This is a genomic window from Myxococcus sp. MxC21-1, assembly GCF_032612255.1.
GTDB classification, from domain to species: domain Bacteria; phylum Myxococcota; class Myxococcia; order Myxococcales; family Myxococcaceae; genus Myxococcus; species Myxococcus virescens.
In genome coordinates, this window is the sequence record NZ_CP123278.1 from 4,966,964 (window position 1) to 4,987,141 (window position 20,178).

Sequence of the window (20,178 nt, forward strand, 5' to 3'; positions counted from 1 at the left end):
TCGGCTGCGTCAGGTGCTTCCCCGCTCGAAGGCCTCCACATCCTGGTAGTACCGTTCCACCTGGGCCTGGGTCGCCGCCTGGGTGTAGACCTCGGCACGCGGACGTTCGATGGAATCGAGGATGACTGTCGCGGCATCCTCGACGCGCTGCGCCCCTGGCAGCCCCCGCGAATCGGGCCCTCCACCGAGCGCGTTGTCCCCGAAAGCCGTGGCGACCACGCCGGGCATCACCACCGTCACGGTGATGCCCGGGTACGTCTCACGCAGCTCCTGGCGCAGACAGGCGCTGAGCGCGTTGAGCGCATGCTTGGCCGCGCTGTACGCCGAACGGTGGGGAACGATGGGCAGCCGCCCCAGGGTGCTGGAGACATTCACCAACTGCCCGGCGTCGCGTGACTGGAAGTGCGGCAACACCGCCTGCACCCCGTAGAGGGCGCTGTTCACGTTGTCGCGCCACATGGTCTCCAGGTCATCGTCCGTGAGGTCCGCCACGGAACGCGTGATGCCCCGCCCCGCGTTGTTCACCCACACGTCGATGCGGCCGAAACGGGCGAGCGCAGCGTCACGCAGCCGCTCCATGTCCGCGCGCCGGGTCGCGTCCGTGACCACGGCGAGTGCCTCGTGCCCACACTGTCCGGCCACCGCTTCCAGCTCCGCCTTGCGGCGCGCGGCCAGCACCAGTCGGGCGCCCTTCCCGGCCGCTTGCCGCGCCAGCTCCGCGCCAATGCCGCTGCTTGCTCCAGTGATGACGATGACCTTGTCCATGTCCAGGGTCCTCCCAGGCTGACGCGTGTGCCTCTATCAGGCGCCCTGACGCCCTGCGAGCCCGCCCGGCCCCCGTGGGGGCGCTTCGCCACCTCGGCGCCAGGCTCACCGCGGGCCGTGCCGTGGTACCGTGAGGCCCCTCCCCGCACCTTCCGTCATGCCGCTGCGACTCTTCTCCTTTTCGATGCTCATCGGGCTCGGCGCGGTGCTGGGCCACCTGTATCTGTACCGTCGGCTGGTGCGCCCCCTGGTGCGGGGCCGCCTGCCTCGACTGCTGGCCATCGGCGTGCTCGTGCTGATGACGGGCGTGCTGGGGAACCGGCGCACCGTGCTGGACCTGCTTCCGGAGAGCGCCGAAGGGCTGCTCACCATGGCGGTGTACACGTGGATGGGCGTGGCGCTCTGCCTCGTCATCGCCCTGCTCCTGACGGACGCTGGCCGAGGGCTCACGGCCCTGGCGACACGGATGCGGCCACACACCCCGCCCGCGCCTCCCACGCCAGCACCCAGCCCTAGCGTGGACGAGGACCGGCGGCGATTCCTGGGCCAGGCCGTGGCCGGCACCGCCTTCGTCGCGGGGGCGGGCTGGCCGCCTACGGAAGCTGGCGCGCCTTCTCGCCGCCGCTCATCACTGAAGTGGCGGTGAGGATTCCCAAGCTGCCCAAGGCCCTGGACGGGCTGAGCATCGTGCAGCTCACCGACATCCACGTGGGCCACTTCATCCAGCGCCGTTACATGGACGCGCTCGTCCAGCAGGCCAATTCGCTGCGCCCCGACCTGTTCGCCATCACGGGAGACCTCGTGGATGGCGACGTGGCCTCGCTGGGCGGCCACGTGTCCGCGCTCGCCGCGCTGAAGTCCCGCTACGGCAGCTACTTCGTCACCGGGAACCACGACTACTACTCGGGTGACGAGGAGTGGTCGGCCTTCCTGGAGTCACTGGGCATCTCGGTGCTGCGCAACCGGCACGTCTCCATCGGGGACAAGGGCGCATCCTTCGACCTGGTGGGCGTGGATGACTGGAGCGGTGGCCGGCGGCGCAACAAGAAGGGTTACGACCTGGAGCTGGCGCTCGCGGGGCGGGATTCCGACCGCGCCGCGGTGCTGCTGGCGCACCAACCCGCGAACTTCAAGGTGGCGGCGGAGCGCGGCGTGGACCTGCAGATTTCGGGGCACACCCACGGTGGACAGCTCGTTCCCATGACGATGCTGATTGGTCTGGCGTGGGAGCACTCCGCCGGGCTGTACGCGCACGGTGACTCCAACATCTACGTCAGCCGTGGCTGCGGCTTCTGGGGACCGCCCATGCGCGTCGGCAGCCCGCCAGAGCTGGTCAAGCTCGTGCTGACAGCATGACGCACTGGGACATCCCGTGCGCGGCCTGCCTGCTCACCAGGGAGCAGGCCATCGGGCGAAGGGCCGCGGCGGCTCGACTTCGGGTATGCTCCCCGGCAAATCAGGACCCGTGAGGGTGGGTCCTCAAGAATCTTGAGAGGCACAGATATGAAGCGCCTTGGAAAAGTCGGTCTGCTGGTCGGAGCGCTCACGCTGGGTGGCGCAGTCGTCGGGTGTAAGGCCGAGGACGACACCGCGAAGAAGCACCGCATCGTCGGCAGCGACCACCTGAGCAAGAAGGAGTTCAAGGAAGCCGCCGCGGCCTACGCGCTGTCGCTCCAGGCGGACCCCAAGCAGGAGAAGGTCTGGGAGAAGAAGGCCTTCGCCCACATGCAGATGGGGCAGATGAACGAGGCCGCCGAGGCCGTCCTGAAGATGGGCGAGCTCAAGACGACGCCCGCGGAGAAGGCGGAGATCTACCGGACGCTGGCCAGCATGTACATGACCGGCGGCACCACCGAGGACGCCGAGAAGTACTTCAACGAGGCCCTCAAGCTGGAGCCGAAGGACGAGGCGTCGCTCGGGTGGATCGCGGAGATCTACGCGCAGCGCGGCGGCGCCCGCTCCATGGGCGCGCCCATCATCAAGGAGTCCCTGGAGAAGTCGCTCAGCTATTACGACCAGGTCATCGCCATCAACCCCAACTCCGCCAACACCTACCTCAACAAGCGCGTGGTGATGGGCCGCCTGATGGAGTTCGAGCGGCAGCAGAAGGAGATGGCGCTGTCCGAGGCGGCCGAGAACGCGAAGAACAAGGAAGTCGTCGCCGAAGCGACGGCTCGCGCCGACGAGCACCAGAAGCGCATGGACGAGTACCAGGTGCAGTTCGCGGAGATGACGAAGAAGTTCGGTGAGGCACAGAAGGCCGCGAAGGCGGCGGCGCCCGCGCAGTAACCCACCGCAGCCAGCCGGACCGTACACGAGGGCCTGGGACCGCGAGCCGGTTCCGGGCCCTTCGTGTTTCAGCCGATGGCGGCCATCTGGATTTCTGGCCCACGGCTCAGCGGCGCCGTCTGCCTCCGCCTGCGAGCACCATCAGGATTCCGCCCACCAACGCCGCGCCGCCTCCCGCCAGATACAGCGTGGTGCGGTCGGTGTTCCGGCCGGTGATCAACTCCGTGGCCCGCTCCGCGAGCGAGTCCCGAGCCTTCAGCCCGGACCACAGCAACACGGCGCCCGCGATGGCGAGCATGACACCCAGCAGCCGGACGAAGCTCACGTTGCCTCCCGAAGTCACGGGCCTCCCTTGAAGAAGGGGGCCCGCGTCAATCTCAGCGCTTCTTTCGCCCCGAAGGCGCCTTCTTCTTCGCGGCTCCCGAAGCCTTCGCTGGCTTCGCGGCACGCGCCACGGCGGGCTTCGCGGCCTTCTTCGACGGCGCCTTCGCCTTGGACTTCGACGCGGCCACCTTGGTGGCCTTCACGGCGGCCCGAGCAGGCGCAGCCTTCTTCGCCTTGGCGGTGGGCTTCTTCGCCTTGGCGGTGGCCTTCTTGGCCTTCGTGGCGGCGGCCTGCTCGGCGCTGCCGGCCGCGACGGTCTTCTTCCGCGCCGGGGTGCGCGTTGCCTTCGCCACGGCCTTCTTCTGCGTCGCCTTCCGCTTCGGCGCAGCCGCCTCTGGCTCGGGCGCGGGAGTCACGGGCGGCTCGACGCTCACGGGCTCGGCTCGCACGGGCTCCGGGGCCACGGGAATCGGGGTTTCCGTCACGGCCCGGCTGGGAACAGGCGGGGGCGCTTCGACGGGCGCCTCGGGCGGAGGGCGCGGGGGCTCCATCGAGAATGCCCTGTCGTCCTCAGACTCGCGCCCGGGCTTGGGCGCGGGGAACCGGGACCCTGGGCCGCCCTGCGGCTTCGGCTTCTGGAACGACCGGCCGTGAGAAGGGCCGCGGGGTTCAGGCCCACGCTGACGCTGGGACGCCAGCGCGCGAATCCGGTCGAAGCCGGGGTGTGGAGACCGGGCGGCGTCTTCGCCCGCCGGCAATTCCCACGGAGCGGGCGCGGACGGCGCTTCGGGCGGAAGCGGCTCGGCCGTTTCAGCGGACACGGGCGCCGGAGCCTGCGGCTCCGGGCGGATGAACGTCCTGCGCTTGGGCCACGCGGGCGATTCGGAACGAGGCGGTTCCTGTCCCTCTGGCACCCTGGGCGGGAACCGAGGCTCCTTCCGGTGCGGCGCGGCCTCCTCACGACGGCCCTCGCGGGAGAAGCGTCCACGCGGGCGGCCCGGGCCGGCTCCTCGTACTGCCCGGAGGGCGCGCCACGGCTCGCCACGGCGGCTTCCCGTTCGCGGCGGCCCGGGCGCCCTTCCCGCTCCCGCCGGCCATCCCGTTCGCGATGCGACGGAGCCTCGGCCGTCCATGCCTGACGCCGCTGCGGCTGCTCGCCCCGCGTCGCGACACGGCTCAGCGGCGCCTCGCCGTCGAACTGGAGCGCCTCGAAGTCGATCTTCTTCGCCGTCACGTTCACGGACGTCAGCCGCACCCGCAGCTTCTGTCCCACGCGCACCCGGCGGCCATTCGCATACACCAGGGAGTGCGTCAGCTTGTCCAGCTTCGCCCCGGGCCCCAGCGTCTCGGCCTTCACCAGGCCTTCGACGTGCACCTCGTCCAGTTCGACGAAGAAGCCGAAGTCGGTGATGGCGGCCACGGTGGCGGCGAACTCCTCGCCCACGCGGTCCTTCATCAGCAGGCACGCGTAGAAGGACACCACCTCCCGCTCGACCTGCATCGCCGCGCGCTCGCGCTCGGAGCACTGAGCGGACATGTCCTCGAGCTGGTCCTCCTCGCGCTCCAGCATCGACTGCGAAGGCTTGCGCCCCTTCCGGGCCCAGTGCGCCTTGAGCAGCCGGTGCACCAGCAGGTCCGGGTAGCGGCGGATGGGCGACGTGAAGTGCAGGTAGTGCTCGGCGGCCAGGCCGTAGTGGCCCACGCGGGACGACGTGTACACCGCCTGCATCATGGAGCGCAGCAGGAGCTGGTTCAGCGCCCGCTGCTCCGGGTGGCCTTGGAGCTGGCTGACGAAGGCATCCAGTTCCTTCGACGACACGCCGTCCTCGACGCGCATCTTGAAGCCATAAGCCTCCGCCAGCGCGGCGAACGTGGCCAGCTTCTCCGGGTCCGGCTCGCCGTGGAACCGGTACACCGTAGGCAGGCCCTCGTCCTGGAAGAAGGTCGCCACCGCCTCGTTGGCGGCGAGCATGCACTCCTCGATGAGGCGGTGGCTGTCCTTGCGCTCGCGCTTGTCCATGCGCGCGGGCAGGCCTTCCTCGTCCAGCACCACCTTGTGCTCGGGCAGGTCGAAGTCGATGGCGCCGCGCTCCTTGCGCATCTTCATCAGCGCGCGGGCCAGCGACATCAGCCGCTCGAAGTGGGGCTTGTGCGCGTTGCGGTGCGGCACGTCCTTGCCGTCGAGGACGTCCTGCACCTCGTTGTACGTGCACCGCGCCACGCTGCGCATCACCGCCGGATACAAGTCGTAGGAGCGACGGTGGCCCCGGCGGTCGAACGTCATGTCCGCCACCATGCACAGCCGGTCCTCGTCCGGGCGTAGAGAGCAGATGCCGTTGCTCAACCGCTCCGGCAGCATGGGCAGCACCCGGTCCGGCAGGTACACGGACGTGGCGCGACGCAGCGCCTCCGCGTTGAGCGCACTGTCTTCCCACACGTAGTGCGTCACGTCCGCGATGGCCACCACCAACCGCCACCCATCCGGCCGGTCCTCCACGCAGACCGCGTCGTCGAAGTCGCGCGCGTCCTCACCATCGATGGTAATGAGGGGAATGGCGCGCAGGTCGCGCCGGTGCTCGCCGCGGGCCTCTTCCTCGGTCACCGTCACCGCGTAGCGGTCCGCCTCGGCCATGACCTCCGGCGGAAACTCGTCGGAGAACCCCTGCGAGTAGGCGACGCCCAATACCTCGGCGCTCGGAGTGCCGGGCTTGCCCAGGGAGCCGGCGACCTCGCCGTGCAGCCCCCGGTCCGGGTCCAGCATCTGGGCACCAATGCCCAGCTGGACCTTCACCAGGTCCCCTTCGCGCGCCATCTGCGTCAGCGGCACGCGGATGGGGCCGGGCAGGCTCGAATCCGTGGGGTACACCACGGCGTAGCGGCCCTTCACGACGTAGGTGCCCACGGCCAGCTCGCGACGGCGCTGCACCACCCGGACGATCCGGCCCTCCAGGCGCGGAGGCCGCCCCGAGACGGCCACCATCACCCGGTCATTGTCGAGCGCGCGCTGGGCCTCGTGCGGCGGCAGGAAGACGTTGTCCCCTTCCCCCGACAGCGGATGCACGAAGCCGAAGCCATCCCGATGGACGTGGAGGATGCCTTCCAGCAGGCCATCCTCTTCGACCTCGCTGAAACGGCCCCGGCGGCCGGGCCACTCCGCCCGCTCCTGCCGGAAGCCCCCTCCATGCTTCGAAGCGCCCCGGCGATCACTCCCTGGGCCCCGCTCTTGCCAGCCCGCGCTCTTGCCGCGCGCCCCCGGCTCATGCTGGCGGGCCGCGAAGCCACCAGGGCCCGCCGCGCGCTGCCCGGCATGCCGAGGTCCGCGGCTCGGCGCGCCCTCGCGGGGCCCGGCGGCGTCGCGCTGACGCCACGCCATGGGAGCGCCCTGCTCCCTTGCGCGCACGTCGGCCTCGCGCCGCGATGGCTGCCGGGGCACGAAGCGCTTGCCGTCCTTGAGGATGTCGCCCTGACGGACGAGCTCACGCAGGGCGCGCTTGAGCTCCGTCTGTTGTCCGGGGTGCAGGCCCGCGAGCCGGAGAAGCTCCTTGATGCCCAGCGGGTGGTCTGCTTCAGCGAGGATCTGCTTGAGAAGGTCTTGAGAAAGGCTCACGGTGGGGTCGCGGCGCGGCCGCTACGGGAACGGGTAAGCCCGGAGCGGCCGGACGGGAACCCCCCGGCGACCGGCCGCCCCCCGGAACCTGTTCCGGGCGACGACCCTCAGGGCTTGACCGTGACGTTGATTTTGAAGGAGCGGTCCACCAGGCCGGGCGACAGCGCCTTGGCCAGGAAGAACTCCACCTCGAAGACGCCTGGGTTGCGCGGGGTGAAGAAGAACTCGCGGGTACCGGGACCGTCCTCGGGCGCGGGCTCGAAGTTGGCTTCGCGCAGGCCCACGCGCTTGGCCACCGTGGGCTCGATGGCCCAGGTGAATCCGGGGTGCTCGGGCAGGCGCACGGTGAGGCCGTGGTTGAGGCGCACGTCCACGGACGTGGGGACCTCTCCCTCGATGTGCACCAGCTCCATCTCGTCCCGAGACACGGCGCGCGCTTCGGACGGACGAAGCTCCACGTTCTCCGCCAGGATGCGGCCGCCCCAGCCGGACGTCTTGTCGACGATGCCCTGCACCTGGAGCGTGTATCCGACGTGCTTGCGCAGGGCCTTGCCAGCGGCCTTGCCCTCGATGATGAACGACACCTGCTGGCGCGTGCCGCCATTGGACACGACGAGCACGAACTCCTCACCCGTCATCTCCAGGTTGCCACGCACGCCCGCGAAGCCCTTGATGCCCGCGCCCATGCCGGCCGCCGTCACCATGGAGACCTCACCGGGCGACAGGTAGCGCAGCCGCGCCTCCGTCTCCGCCGGGGCGGCCTCCACCACCTCGGCATCCGGCTTCTTGGCCGAGTACTTGCGAACGTCCACCACGCCAGCGTGGTTGGTCGTCTTGCGGATGAGTCCGCTGACGGAGACCTTGTGGTCCACGTAGGCCGGGAGGACTTCCTGATCCGGGCCCTGGAGGAGGAAGGTCAGCTCGCGCTTGTCGCGCCCGACGACCACCAGGTGCGGCATGTCGTTGGTGACCACCAGGCGGCCCTTGAGGCTGCCCTCGCCCGTGACGCCGCGGCCTTCGCCGGCCGTCAGCAACTGCTCCATCTCACGCTTGGTGAGCGGCTCGCCCGGAGGCGGCAACTTGGTGGCGCGAGGACGGGGCTTCTCCACCGGAGGGGCGGCAGGTACCGCGCTCGCCTTCGCCGCCTTGGCGCTCGCGGCGGACTTCGCTGCGGGAGGCGCCTTCGCCGGAGGGGCCTTCGGGGTCCTCGCTGCCGGGGGGGCGGCCTTCGCGGCCGAGGCCGTCTTCCCAGCGGGAGCGGCCTTCTTCGCGGTGGCCTTCTCCTGCGTGGCCTTCTTCACCGCGCTCTTGGCCCCCTTCGTTACGTCCGATGCCGCTTTCGCCAATTTCGTCGCCGCCTTCGCCACCCGCTTGGAGGCGTTCTTGATCAGATCCAGCCGGGCAGCGGAGTCCTTCTTCGCAGCGGGCTTTGCGCCAGCCTTGCCAGCGGGAGTCGTCTTCTTGGCCCCGGACTTGGGCTTGGCCATCGACGCAGTCTCCTTGAGAGTTCCCGTGTCCTTTCAACGGGTTGGCGGACCTGCCCAGAGGGCAGGCAAGCCTCGCGATCACCGTTGCTTGTAACGATGATCAGGTAGGCTGTCAAACTAACACTTGATTATCTCACGGACTTTGTTCGTGAACGGGTCCAAGCCACAAAGCCACGGCATGGCTATAAGCCGGGCATGAACGACTCCGCCACATTGCTGCCGGAAGAAGAAGCCCGGTCGCAGATCCTGGCCCTGTGCGCGCCCCTTCCCTCTGAGTGGTTGCCCCTGGATGACGCACTGGGGCGCGTGCTCGCCGAGGACGTGATGGCGCAGCGGACACTCCCTCCCTGGGACAACTCGGCCATGGATGGCTACGCGGTGCGCAGCGCGGACCTGGCGGGTCCCCTGCCCGTCCGGCTCGACGTCGGAGAGACCATCTACGCTGGCGCGGTGGGCAGTCAGGCGCTGGCTTCCGGGGTATGCGCCCGCATCATGACGGGCGCGCCCTCCCCTCGGGTGCGGATGCGGTGGTGATGCGGGAGCGGACACGGCCCGTGGACCAGAGCGGCGCGGATCAGGTCGACGTGCTCGAAGCGGTGGCCCCGGGCCAGTTCGTGCGGCCCCGGGGCGAGGACGCTCGGGAGGGGCAGCTGCTACTGGCACGCCGCACGGCGCTGGGCATCCCCGAGCTGGGCCTCCTCTGGGCCCAGGGCCGACAGGCCGTGCCTGTGTCGCGCGCGCCGCGAGTGGCCATCCTCTCCACGGGCGACGAGCTGTGCCACGCGGACGAGCCACCCAATGGCCGCATCGTGGACACCAATGCTCCGTCACTGGCGCTGGCGGTCCGCCGCGCGGGCGGCATTCCCACGCAGCTGGGCATCGCTCGGGATACGCGCGACGCCGTACTGGCCGCGCTTTCCCGGCTGGACGGGTTCGACGTGGTGCTCACCAGCGCGGGGGTGTCCGTGGGCGAGCGCGACTACGTGAAGGAGGTGCTGGCCGAGCTGGGCGTGGAGCAGCATTTCTGGCGCGTCGCCATCAAGCCGGGAAAGCCGCTGGTGGTGGGCCGTCGTGGCGCCACGCAGTTCTTTGGACTTCCGGGCAACCCCACCTCCTCCCTGGTGACGTTCGAGCTCTTCGTGCGCCCAGCCCTCCGCAAGCTGCTGGGGCATGCGCAGGTGGGGCCCGGACGTGTGGCTGGACGCCTGGAAGGCAAGCTCGCCAAGCCCCCTGGCCTGGCGCATTTCGTCCGCGTCACGGCGGCTTGGAGAGAAGGCAACCTGTGGGCCCGTCCGCTGGCGACACAAACGTCTGGTGCCCTGCGTTCTGCGGCGGCGGCCACCCATCTGCTGCATTTCCCTCGGGAAGCCAGCAGTTTGACGGAGGGGGACGCGGTAGAACTGCTTCCGCTCTCATGGGTGGCCTGAGGAACGAAGGGCGCCGTGGAGCATCCTCTTGGGGGCGCGTGCTCGAAAGCACCAGCCGCCTTGACTTGAGAACCTGAGGACTCCAAACAGGGGCCCGCATCTGGAGAGGACTCAACATGTCGGACACACGCTCACCTCAGGTCCTTCCGACCCGTAAGCACACGCAACACCTGGAACGGTTCTCGGAGGCGGACATCCCGACCGGGCGCGGCTCGCTGCGGACCATCGTGTTCCGGGACAAGCGCAACGGGCGGGAGCATGTCGCGCTCGTGGTGGGACAGGTTTCAGGACACGAGGGTGTGCCGGTGCGCATCCACTCCGAGTGCCTCACGAGCGAGGTCTTCGGCAGCCTGAAGTGCGACTGCCGCGAGCAACTGGACCGCTCGCTCGACTTCATCACCCAGGCGGGACAGGGCGTCGTGCTGTACCTGCGGCAGGAGGGGCGCGGCATCGGCCTGGGGAACAAGATCAAGGCCTACGCCCTGCAGTCCAAGGGCCTGGACACCTACGAAGCCAACCGGCAGCTGGGTTTCGCGGACGACCTGCGCACCTACGACATCGCGGCGGAGATGCTGCGGAGCCTGGATGTGCGCTCGGTGGACCTGATGACCAACAACCCGCTGAAGATCGCGGGCATGGTCGAAGAAGGCATTCCCGTCCGGCGTCGAATCCCTTCCCGGACCGAGCACAATCCGCATAACGTCGACTACCTGAGGACGAAGCGCGAGCGTACGGGGCACCTGATTGAGCTCTTCGCCGAGGACGACGACACGGAAGCCAAGACAGGCTGAGAAGCCCCCCGCGAGGCGACGGAACTCCGTCGCGCGCAACCAGGTCCGCGTGCCCTTCGAGGTGCGCTTCTGGGGTGTGCGCGGCTCCATTCCTTCGCCGGGCGCGCACACGAAGCGCTATGGCGGAAACACGCCCTGCGTGGAGGTCCGCTGCGGGGACGAGCTGCTCATCTTCGACCTGGGCACCGGCGCGCGCGCGCTGGGGCATGCACTGGTGGCGAAGAAGAAGCCGGTGAAGGGCTCCATCTTCATCTCGCACTACCACTACGACCACCTGCAGGGCCTGCCCTTCTTCGGGCCCATGTACCTGCCCACGAGCGACCTGACTGTCTATGGCCCGGCGCGGCACGGGCAGTCGGTGAAGCAGCTCCTCAGCGGGCAGATGGTGCCGCCGTACTTCCCGGTGACGGCGGACGGCGTGTTCCGGGCGCAGCTCACGTACACGGACCTGGCCGCCACGCAGACGCTGCAACTGGGCCCGGCGACGGTTCACACCATCGAGCTGAACCACCCGGGCGGCAACATGGGCTATCGCGTCGAGTGCCAGGGCCGGTCGGTGGTGTACGCCACCGACCTGGAGCACGGCAGCGACATGGACGCAGCCTTCTACGCGTTCGCCCAGGACGCGGACGTCCTCATCTACGACGCCATGTACACCGAGGACGAGTACCACGGCCGCACCGGGCCGGCTCGCACCGGCTGGGGCCACTCCACCTGGCAGGCCGCGGTGCATGCGGCGGACGAGGCCGGGGTGAAGAAGCTGGTGCTCTTCCACCACGATCCGTCACGAGATGACACGGGCATGGACCGGCTGCTGCGTCAGGTGCGCAAGCACCGCCCCGACGCCATCGCCGCTCGCGAGTCCCTGGTCATCAAGCTGTAGCGCGCTTCACCGTCTCCCGCAGGCCCTGGAAGGGCAGCCGCTCCAGGGCCGTGGGGACGTCCACCCACTCGAAGGCGTCGTGCTCCGCGCCCAGGCGCACGTCCGCGTCCGGCGGCACGTGGACGGCGAAGCCGTTCTCCTCCACCAGTTGCGGTGGCAGCGCCTCTCCCAGGGCGAAGGCGTGGCGGTAGTCCAGGTCCACCAGCGGCACGCGGAGGCCTGTCTCCTCCTCCAGCTCCCGCGCCGCGGCCTGCGCTGGCGACTCACCCGCTTCGAGCCTCCCGGTGAGGACCTGCCAGAAACCGCCCCGCTCCGGGCGACGCCGCACGAGCAGCACCCGTGCCTCGGGACCACGGCCCTTCACCACCGCGATGCTCACCGTCCGCATCGGCGGCGGCGCGTCCACGCGCTCGCTGTCGAACACGGTGCAGAAGCTGCTGGCGATGGCCTCTTCCACCTCCGCCATCGGGAGCGCGCGGCCCAACTCCCGCTGCATGGACGTGACACCTGCTTCTCGGATGCCACACGGGACGATGAGCTGGAAGTGGTCCAGGTTCGTGTTCACGTTGAGCGCGAAGCCGTGCGTGGTGAGCCAACGCGACAGGTGCACGCCAATGGCGGCGATCTTCCGCGCGTCCGGAGCACCTTCCGCGCCAATCCAGACGCCGGGCCACTTGGGGATGGGGCCCGCGGTGATGCCCCACTGGGCCAGCACCTGCATGACGGAGCGCTCCACGTCGCGCACGTAACGGCGCACGTCGCGTCGGTCCTCCGGCAGCAGGAAGATGGGGTAGCCCACCAGTTGGCCGGGGCCGTGGTAGGTGACGTCGCCGCCACGGTTGGTCTCGAAGACCTCCGCGCCCTCCTTCGCCAGCTGCGCGTCGCTGGCGACGATGTTCTCGCGCTTCGCGGCACGGCCCAGGGTGAGGATGGGCGGGTGCTCCAAGAGGAGCAGCGCATCGCCGGAGAGCCCCTGGCGGCGTGACTCGCTGAAGAGGTGCATCAGCTTGAGCCCGTCCTCGTACTCCACTCGGCCCAGGCGGTAGACGGTGATGGTGTTCATGACGTTCGCTTCTTTCGAGCCTTCCGCGTGGGCGAGGGCTTCACGGTGGGCGCCATGCTCCACGTTCCCGTGGGCACCCGGTTGAGGAGGGCATGCAGCTCATGGCCCGCGCGCGGCGAGCGGCTGGCCGCCTGCGCCAGCGCGATGAGCACTTCCTCCGAGACGGAGACCGCGGGCTCTCGCGAGGCCAGACGCTGGCGGGCGATCTCCACGAATTCAGAGGGTGTGGGCACCTGGAGCGGCAGGAGCACCTGCACGTGCTCCAGGATGTAAGTGGGCACGGCTCCGCGCACGGCCTGAGTCAGCGCGGCGGTGGTGGACACGGAAACACTGTATGCGTCTCCGCGGAGGCTCAGGCCCCGAGCCTCCGTGCGCAGGCCCCTCGCGCTCAGCAGGACGACGGGGCGGCGGTCCCGGGCCAGGAAGGCCTGCAGGGTCGCGTGTGACGTCGCGTCCAGGCGGTCCACGTCCTCCACCAGCAGCGTGCGAGAGGAAGTCGTCACGTCCAGGTCCGCGACGGGGGTGATGACGCCCACGGCCTCTCGCTGGAGCTGCTGAAACCAGACGCTCTTACCACTGCCTTCGGGCCCGATGACCAAGAGGGTCCGCGCGTGGGCCGCAAGCGACTGCGTCAGCAGCGCCTGCGTCGCGCCCTGCCCCACGAGCCCCAAGACAGGTGCCACGGGCCGTTCCGGCCGCGACACCGTGGGCGGAGGCACCCGCGTGACGTCTCCCAGCAACGATTGCGACTCGAACAGGCAGCTCTTGCAGATGAATGCGCCCGCAGGCCCCGCGACCAGGTCCCCCGTGTCAGTACGCGGACGGCAACAGAAGGAGCACCATGCGTCGAGCGCGGCATCCGCACGCGTAGGGCCGCGCTCGATGATCCGAGCCTCTCTGCGACGCCGAAGCCGCGCATCCGTGAGGATGTCCGCTCCCGCGGGTCCTTCCTCTGCCTCACCCGCCAGGCGTGTTGACGCAAGCCGCGTCGTGGACGCCTCGACGCCCAGAAGTTCCTGCTCGCCCACGCCATCCTGGAGCGTGTCCGCTGAGGCGGCCTCCGGTGCGGGCATGGACGCGGAGGGGACGCTCCGTCCAGTCGCCCCCGCGCTCCAACCCGGAATGGACGCGGCACCGCTCCGCACGTCCACGGTCGCATCCGGTGGCGACGAGGCATCTTCCGCCCCTGCGACCACACCCGCGATGCGCGCAATCTGCACTTCGAGCCGCTGCAGATCTTCCGCGACCTCCGTCTCGATGACCCAGGCCTGGGCGGCGTCACGAGGCGCGTCGTCACCGGCGTGCAGGGCCGCCTCTCGCAGCGCATCCTCGATGAGCCGCTGCCGGTGGACGACGTCCGGCAACAACTCCGACGCCAGGGAATGCACCACCCCGGATGCAGGCAAGGCCTCTTCGTCGTCAGCGTCTGTCCCAGGCCGAGCGAGCAGAGGCTCCGGCATCCACTCCAGCCGGTTCACCGCATCCGCGATGTCCGCGCGGCTGCCGTCCAACCGCTGCGCATGGCGAAGCAGCTGCAACGCGCGGGACGGGTGCCCCGCCTGACGGTACAGCTCCGCCGCTTTCTGCAGGCACTCCACCGCACGGGCCACGTCTCCCTGTGTCTCGGCGGACTGCGCGGCGCGGATCAGCTCGCGAGGGTTCTCGGCCATACGGGGAGAGCCTAACCGGCTCGGGGCACCCGCGCGCGGCCCTCGAACGCGGGCCCCAGCACCAGGCGCTTCCCGGCCCGGCTCCAGGGCCACCACGCCCCTCACCTCAGGGGCGTGGACCTGCCACGGCGCTCACCTCACGCCATGGCCAGGAACAGCAGGTCCGGCTTCTCCAGGTACTTGATGATCTCGTACGTGAAATCCGCCGCCACCGAGCCGTCGATGACGCGGTGGTCGCACGACAGCGACAGGTTCATCATGTCGCGCACGACGACCTGGTCCCCCACCACCGCAGGGCGCTTCTTCAGGCGGTGCACGCCCAGGATGCCCACTTCAGGGTGGTTGATGATGGGCGTGGCGAACAGGCCGCCGCTCTGCCCCAACGAGCTGATGGTGAAGGTGCCACCCGTCAGCTCCTCCATCTTCAGCTTCCGGTCGCGCGCGGCGGCGCCCAGGCGGGCCGTCTCACGCGCCAGGTCGGCCAGCGTCAGCCGGTCCGCGTTCTTCACCACCGCCACGGTGAGGCCGTCCGGCGTCGCCGCCGCCATGCCGATGTTGTACTCGCCGCGGACCACCAGTTCCTGCGACGCCTCGTCGAAGTTCGCGTTCAGGTGCGGGAACTTCTTCAGCGCCGCCACCGTCGCCTTGATGATGAACGGCAGGTAGTTGAGCTTGGTGCTCTCACCGGCCGCCGCCAGCTGCGCGTTCAGCCGCGCGCGCAGGGCCACCAGCTCCGTGGCGTCCACTTCCTCGACGAAGGCGAAGTGCGGCGCCGTGAACTTCGACCGCACCATCTTCTCCGCGATCTTCTTGCGCAGGCCCCGCAGCGGAACGCGCTCGTCCGCCGCGCCCGAGCTGACGGCAGGAGCCGCGGGACGCGCCTTCTGCTCGGCCGGAGCCGCGACGACGTTCTTCTCGCCACCCTCCAGCGCCGCCACCACGTCCGCCTTCGTCACGCGGCCCTGCGGCCCCGTGCCGGCAATCGACGCCAGGTCCAGCCCGTGCTCGCGCGCCATCCGCCGCGTCACCGGCGTGGCCAGCACCTTGGACGCCGAGGCAGGCGCCCCACCGACATGGCCACCCGCCACGGGCGCCGCCGCCGGCGCGCTGGCCTCGGCATGACCACCGGCCTGCGCCGGCGCAGCGCCCTCCACCTCCAGGGTGACGAGGAGCTGGTGCACCTTCGCCATGTCGCCTTCATTGCCGTGCGTCTTCACGACACGGCCCGCCTTGGGAGCGGGAACGGTGACGGTGGCCTTGTCCGTCATCACCTCGGCGAGCACCTGGTCTTCCTTGACGGAATCCCCCGCCTTCACGTGCCACTTCACCAGCTCACCCTCCATCACGCCTTCACCAAGGTCGGGGAGCTTGAATTCGAAGATCGCCATGGGGTCGTCTTTCCGGGAAGCAGGGGTGTTGGGTCAAGCCATGAATCGGAGCGTCAAAGCTCAGCCGAGCCGCTCGAGCCGCTCGCGCTCCATCAGGCCCTTCATGAAGAACTCAGCGGCCCGGTAGCTGGACCGCACCAGCGGACCGGAGGCCACGTAGAGGAAGCCGTAGGACTCGGCCAGCGTCTTGTACGCCTCGAACTGCGCGGGCGACACGAAGCGCTCCACGCGCAGGTGGTACTGCGACGGCTGCAGGTACTGGCCCAGCGTCAGCACGTCCACGCCCACGTCGCGCAGGTCCTTGAACGTCTGCTCCAGCTCCGCGTCCGTCTCCCCCAGGCCCACCATGACGGACGTCTTGGTGTACAGGCCCTCGGGGCGGTTCTTGAGATACTCCAGCACGCGCAGGGACTGGTGGTACTTCGCGCGGCGGTCACGGACCGTCGGCGTGAGGCGCTCCACCGTCTCCACGTTGTGCGCCACCACGTGGGGCTTGGCCTCCGCCACGGTGGTCAGGTCCTTCTCCACGCCCTTGAAGTCCGGGATGAGCACTTCAACGATGGTGCGCGGGCTCTCCCGGCGCAGCTCGCGGATGGCGGAAGCGAAGTGGCTGGCGCCGCCGTCCGGCCGGTCATCCCGGTTCACGGACGTGACGACGATGTACTCCAGGTCCATCTCCTTCACCGCCTGGGCCAGATGGATGGGCTCCATCGGATCCAGCGGAGGAGGCGCGCCGACCTTCACGTGGCAGAAGCGGCACGCGCGCGTACACACCTCGCCCATCAGCATCACCGTGGCGGTGCCTCCGCCCCAGCACTCGGCGATGTTCGGGCAGCGGGCCTCTTCGCACACCGTGGCCAGCTTGGTGCGCTTCACGATGGCTTTGACCCGCTCGTAACCTTCTCCGTGCGGGAGCCGCACCTTCAGCCACTCCGGCTTGCGGGTGGTCTCAGTCACCTGGGGCAGAGGGAACCGGTCGGGAGTCGCCATGGATCGCGGGCCTTCTATGGGTTGGACGGAGGACGTTCAAGCGGAAGCCACTGACGCGAGGCGTCAGCATCCACCAGTCGTCCGCCAGTTGTCGCCTCTCTACTAATGCCCCCGGTTCCTGGGGACAGGCCCGGAGCACCCGTGAGGACGGCCAGGCAGGGGACCGTCACCTCGCGCGGCCGCGGGGGCCGGAAATACGAGGGGCCGTCCGCGGCACACCGGGACGGCCCCTGGGACTGCAGGCGAGGCGCCGCCGCCTAGAAGTGGCGCGGGTGGCCCAGCGTGGCCTCGGCACCCTCGTGCACGATTTCCGAGAGCGTCGGGTGCGCGTGGATGGTGTTGGCCAGTTCCTCGGTGGTGATCTCCAGCTTCAGCGCGACACACGCCTCAGCCAGCAGCTCCGTCGCGTGCGGCCCGATGAGGTGCACGCCGAGGACCTCGTCGTACTTCCGGTCCGACACGATCTTGATCATGCCGGTGGCCTCGTTGGAGATGGCGGCCTTCGTCACGGCGCCCATCGGAGCGATGCCCACCTTCACGTCGTAGCCGCGCTCCTTGGCCTTCTTCTCCGTCAGGCCCACCGAGGCGACCTCGGGGTAGCAGTACGTGGCAGACGGCGTCAGGTCGTAGTTGATGGGCTGCGGGTTCTTCCCCGCGATGTGCTCCACCGCCACCACGCACTCCGCGCTGGCCATGTGCGCCAGCATCGGCGTGGGGATGATGTCACCCACGGCGTAGACGTTCGGCTCGGAGGTGCGCAGCATCGAGTCGACCTTGATGTAGCCGCGCTCGGCCTGGATGTTCGTCTTGTCCAGACCCACGTCCTCGGTGACGGGCGAGCGGCCCACCGCCGACAGGAGGATTTCCGCCTCCAGCGTCTTGGTCTCGTTGCCCACCTTCATGGTGACGCGCACGCCGTCCGCCGTGTGCTCCACCTTCTCCACCGCGGAGCCGGTGTGCACGTCGATGCCGCGGCGCTTGAAGATCTTCTCCAGCTCCTTGGAGATGTCCGCGTCCTCGATGGGGAGCAGCGCGGGCATGTACTCCACGATGGAGGTCTTGCTGCCCACGTGGTTGAACACGGAGGCGAACTCACAGCCCACCGCGCCGGCGCCCAGCACGATAATGCTCTTGGGGACGCGGTCGATCTGCAGGATGGAGTCGCTGTTCAGCACCCGCTTGTGGTCCACGGGGACGTTGGGCAGGGACTTGGGCACCGAGCCCGTGGCGAGGATGATGTTCTTCGCCTCCAGGATCTTCTTGGAGCCGTCCTCGGCGGTGACTTCCACCTTGCCCTTGCCGGCGATGCGGCCGTGGCCCTTCACCACCGTCACCTTGTTCTTCTTCATCAAGAAGTCGATGCCGTTGGCACCCTTGGTGACAATCTTGTCCTTGTGCTTCATCGCGTTGGGCCAGTTGATGGCCGGGCTGCTCACATCAACGCCGAAGTCAGCCGCTTCGCGGACGTGGTGGAACAGCTCCGCGGTCCACAGCAGGGACTTGGTCGGGATGCAGCCGCGGTGGAGGCAGGTGCCGCCCAGCCGCTTGTCCTTCTCGATGATGGCCGTCTTCAGGCCCAGCTGACCCGCGCGAATGGCGCCCACGTATCCGCCGGGGCCCGAACCGATGATCACCACGTCGAACGTCTCAGCCACGCACGCCTCCGTAATTATTGCGGATGGAACCCGGTGGGGCTGATAACCCCCGGTCCCGGTTGGAATCAAGGAGTTTGCTCGTGCGCCGTTTCCCGCTCCGAACCCTCCTCTTGATGTTGGTAGCACTCATCGCCTTCGGGCGCCTGTGGTGTGTGACGCACCAGGAGAAAGCGCCCGGTCCTCGCCCCGGGCGCATGGCCCAGGCGGGTGACGCCCCGGCCGGCGCCCCCGTCCCCTCCTCCGCCCCCGAGTGCCGTACGCTGGAACGGGCCCTCGAAAGCGCCCTCCGCACGCCTCAGGACACCCAGGTCCTGGACGAAGCGCGCCAGCAGCTCGACGCATGCCGTCAGCCGCCCGTTCGCGCCTGCGCGCTGGGCGTGGCCCTGGACGCCCGGTCGCCCTTATCCGAGGGAGAAGCCACACCGCTGCGAGGCCTGCTGGCCAGTCTGTGTGAGCACTGCCCGCCGGCCGCCAATTCGTGCGCCCGGGCCGTGGGGCAGGCCCTGCTGAGTGCCGCGGTGGGACCCAATGCCGACGTCGCGAGCGCGAAATGGAACCTGGAGCATGCGGGGCCAGGCCTGGAGGGGCTTGTGCCTCGCTCGTCCAGTTGGGGCTCGCACCCGCGGCCCAGTCAGACCTCACGGTACGGCCCCCGGTGCTCGCGCTCGTCGGGGAGCTGGCGCCCCGCTGCTCGCAGGCAGGCTTCCTGGATGACGCGCTGCTGCGCGCCGCCGCTGTAAACCTCGTGGCGCCCACGCCCGCGCTGATCGCCCTGGCCGCTGTGCCCATTCCTCCCGAGACGAGCGCCATGAAGCCGGACCGGATTGAAGGCACCGAGCCCGGCTTCCAGGCGTTCGACCGGGACGAGAACACCGGAGTTCCGGTCGGCAAGGCGCTCAAGAGCAAGCGATGGGAGGCGGACGGCGCGCTGCGCGCGAGCTACGCACCCACGCTGAAGCAACTCGTATCGGTGAGGATCCGCGCCACGGGCCCGGGAACGGTGCGCGCCATCGTCCGGACGCCGCAGGGCGTGGGCTTGAAGGACCCGGAGAAGGACTTCGCCTTCGTCAACCCCACCGTGTGCCGTTTCACCGGCACGGGTCAGTGGGAGGAGTGCCCGCTCCAGGTGCCGCTGCGCGACGTGGACGCCGTGAGCGTCTTCCCCGAGCGCGCGGACACCGAACTGAAGGAGCTGGAGGTCCACGGCGCCCGCTGAAGGCGCCGCCGACCGACATCAGAAGACGAGGCCGCGCTCCTTGGCCAGTGTGAAGAGTGGCGCGGCGTCCTTCTTCAGCACCGCGCTCACGTCCTTGACGATGGAGTCACCCGACTTCGCGACCGACAGGAAGTTGTCGAAGGTGCGCGTGAGGATGAGCACGCCGGAGATGATGACGCGCTGAAGGTTGTGCTGCAGGTCCGTGCCTTCATAGATGAGCCACGCCTGCTCCACGCAGGTGCGGCGGGCGTCCATGAGGAACTGGTTGAGGACGGTGCGCTCGTTCGCGTCGGGCACCTTCGACTTCGAGCTCACCGAACCCACGTAGATGAGGTTCGTGTTGAGCCGCGCCGCAGCTTCCTGCATCTGCGCCAGCACCAGCGTCACGTCCTCCTTGGTCGGAGGATTCTCCCAGCGGGAGAAGATGACTCGGTCGATGATCTCCGCTTTGTAGGTAGGGCCGTTCACGATGCCTCCGGTGAGGCGAGCGCCTGACCGGCACCCGCCCGGCTTGCCACGCTGCCGTGCGGTCGGATCTGTAGCAGGAACACTCCATTCGTTGAAGTGCACGACACCTGAACCGGCATTCATTTGGCCCGGCACCGCGGTTCTGTCCTGCAGCG

Annotated in this window: 16 protein-coding genes and 2 pseudogenes; 7 read left to right on the top strand and 11 right to left on the bottom strand. The window is 69.2% G+C overall.

From position 1 onward, the window contains the following. Positions 1-9 precede the first annotated feature (9 nt). On the bottom strand, positions 10-765 hold the full coding sequence (locus QEG98_RS22140) for an SDR family oxidoreductase (protein WP_316562726.1): 756 nt from the start codon (positions 763-765) through the stop codon (positions 10-12). Between the two features lie 157 nt (positions 766-922). Here QEG98_RS22140 and QEG98_RS22145 point away from each other — a divergent pair. Both QEG98_RS22145 and QEG98_RS22150 read left to right on the top strand, forming a co-directional pair. Beyond that, positions 923-2,121 (top strand): annotated as a pseudogene (locus tag QEG98_RS22145) (metallophosphoesterase). A 147-nt stretch (positions 2,122-2,268) separates the two neighbouring features. Beyond that, positions 2,269-3,054: a tetratricopeptide repeat protein gene (locus tag QEG98_RS22150; RefSeq protein ID WP_090490638.1), complete on the top strand. Its 786-nt coding sequence runs from the start codon at positions 2,269-2,271 to the stop codon at positions 3,052-3,054. Positions 3,055-3,160: 106 nt separating this feature from the next. On the opposite strand, the gene QEG98_RS22155 is transcribed toward QEG98_RS22150, so the two are convergent. From QEG98_RS22155 to QEG98_RS22170, 4 genes are all read right to left on the bottom strand, one after another. Beyond that, complete coding sequence (locus tag QEG98_RS22155) at positions 3,161-3,379, bottom strand: DUF3185 family protein (protein ID WP_020478851.1); 219 nt, start codon at positions 3,377-3,379, stop codon at positions 3,161-3,163. Between the two features lie 52 nt (positions 3,380-3,431). Continuing rightward, a complete protein-coding gene (locus tag QEG98_RS22160) occupies positions 3,432-3,863 on the bottom strand; it encodes a hypothetical protein (protein WP_316562727.1) in 432 nt (143 codons plus the stop codon). Then, positions 3,860-6,985 carry a ribonuclease R gene (gene rnr / locus QEG98_RS22165; RefSeq protein WP_316562728.1) on the bottom strand — a complete coding sequence of 1,042 codons (3,126 nt, stop codon included), beginning with the start codon at positions 6,983-6,985 and terminating at the stop codon, positions 3,860-3,862. The genes QEG98_RS22160 and rnr overlap by 4 nt, the downstream gene beginning before the upstream one ends. A gap of 107 nt (positions 6,986-7,092) precedes the next feature. After that, positions 7,093-8,472, bottom strand: coding sequence for a protease inhibitor I42 family protein (locus QEG98_RS22170; protein WP_316562729.1), 1,380 nt, complete (start codon positions 8,470-8,472; stop codon positions 7,093-7,095). A 195-nt stretch (positions 8,473-8,667) separates the two neighbouring features. Between QEG98_RS22170 and QEG98_RS22175 the strand changes: the two are divergent. The 4 genes and pseudogenes from QEG98_RS22175 to QEG98_RS22190 form a co-directional block, all read left to right on the top strand. Beyond that, a pseudogene (locus QEG98_RS22175) lies at positions 8,668-9,572 on the top strand (molybdopterin molybdotransferase MoeA); the annotation flags it as partial. 93 nt (positions 9,573-9,665) lie between these two features. After that, on the top strand, positions 9,666-9,899 hold the full coding sequence (locus QEG98_RS22180) for a hypothetical protein (protein ID WP_316567937.1): 234 nt from the start codon (positions 9,666-9,668) through the stop codon (positions 9,897-9,899). Between the two features lie 116 nt (positions 9,900-10,015). Then, complete coding sequence (gene ribA, locus QEG98_RS22185) at positions 10,016-10,690, top strand: GTP cyclohydrolase II (protein ID WP_090490642.1); 675 nt, start codon at positions 10,016-10,018, stop codon at positions 10,688-10,690. A 49-nt stretch (positions 10,691-10,739) separates the two neighbouring features. After that, entirely contained in the window at positions 10,740-11,573 is an 834-nt protein-coding gene (locus QEG98_RS22190) for an MBL fold metallo-hydrolase (RefSeq protein WP_316562730.1), read from the top strand. Here QEG98_RS22190 and lipB read toward each other — a convergent pair. The 5 genes from lipB to lpdA form a co-directional block, all read right to left on the bottom strand. After that, the gene (gene lipB, locus QEG98_RS22195; RefSeq protein ID WP_316562731.1) at positions 11,563-12,636 is read right to left on the bottom strand and encodes a lipoyl(octanoyl) transferase LipB; all 1,074 of its coding nucleotides are present in this window, start codon (positions 12,634-12,636) and stop codon (positions 11,563-11,565) included. The genes QEG98_RS22190 and lipB overlap by 11 nt on opposite strands. After that, the gene (locus tag QEG98_RS22200; protein WP_316562732.1) at positions 12,633-14,306 is read right to left on the bottom strand and encodes a ClpX C4-type zinc finger protein; all 1,674 of its coding nucleotides are present in this window, start codon (positions 14,304-14,306) and stop codon (positions 12,633-12,635) included. Before QEG98_RS22200 ends, lipB begins: the two co-directional genes overlap by 4 nt. A 137-nt stretch (positions 14,307-14,443) precedes the next feature. Continuing rightward, complete coding sequence (locus QEG98_RS22205) at positions 14,444-15,694, bottom strand: dihydrolipoamide acetyltransferase family protein (RefSeq protein WP_090490646.1); 1,251 nt, start codon at positions 15,692-15,694, stop codon at positions 14,444-14,446. 60 nt (positions 15,695-15,754) lie between these two features. Continuing rightward, complete coding sequence (lipA, locus tag QEG98_RS22210) at positions 15,755-16,684, bottom strand: lipoyl synthase (RefSeq protein WP_090490647.1); 930 nt, start codon at positions 16,682-16,684, stop codon at positions 15,755-15,757. A 257-nt stretch (positions 16,685-16,941) separates the two neighbouring features. Then, positions 16,942-18,339, bottom strand: a complete 1,398-nt coding sequence (gene lpdA, locus QEG98_RS22215) for a dihydrolipoyl dehydrogenase (RefSeq protein WP_090490648.1) — start codon at positions 18,337-18,339, stop codon at positions 16,942-16,944. A gap of 607 nt (positions 18,340-18,946) precedes the next feature. On the opposite strand from lpdA, the gene QEG98_RS22220 reads away from it, so the two are divergent. Further along, on the top strand, positions 18,947-19,555 hold the full coding sequence (locus QEG98_RS22220) for a hypothetical protein (protein WP_316562733.1): 609 nt from the start codon (positions 18,947-18,949) through the stop codon (positions 19,553-19,555). 18 nt (positions 19,556-19,573) lie between these two features. On the opposite strand, the gene QEG98_RS22225 is transcribed toward QEG98_RS22220, so the two are convergent. Beyond that, the gene (locus QEG98_RS22225) at positions 19,574-20,023 is read right to left on the bottom strand and encodes a DofB protein (RefSeq protein ID WP_171442005.1); all 450 of its coding nucleotides are present in this window, start codon (positions 20,021-20,023) and stop codon (positions 19,574-19,576) included. Positions 20,024-20,178: the final 155 nt, after the last annotated feature.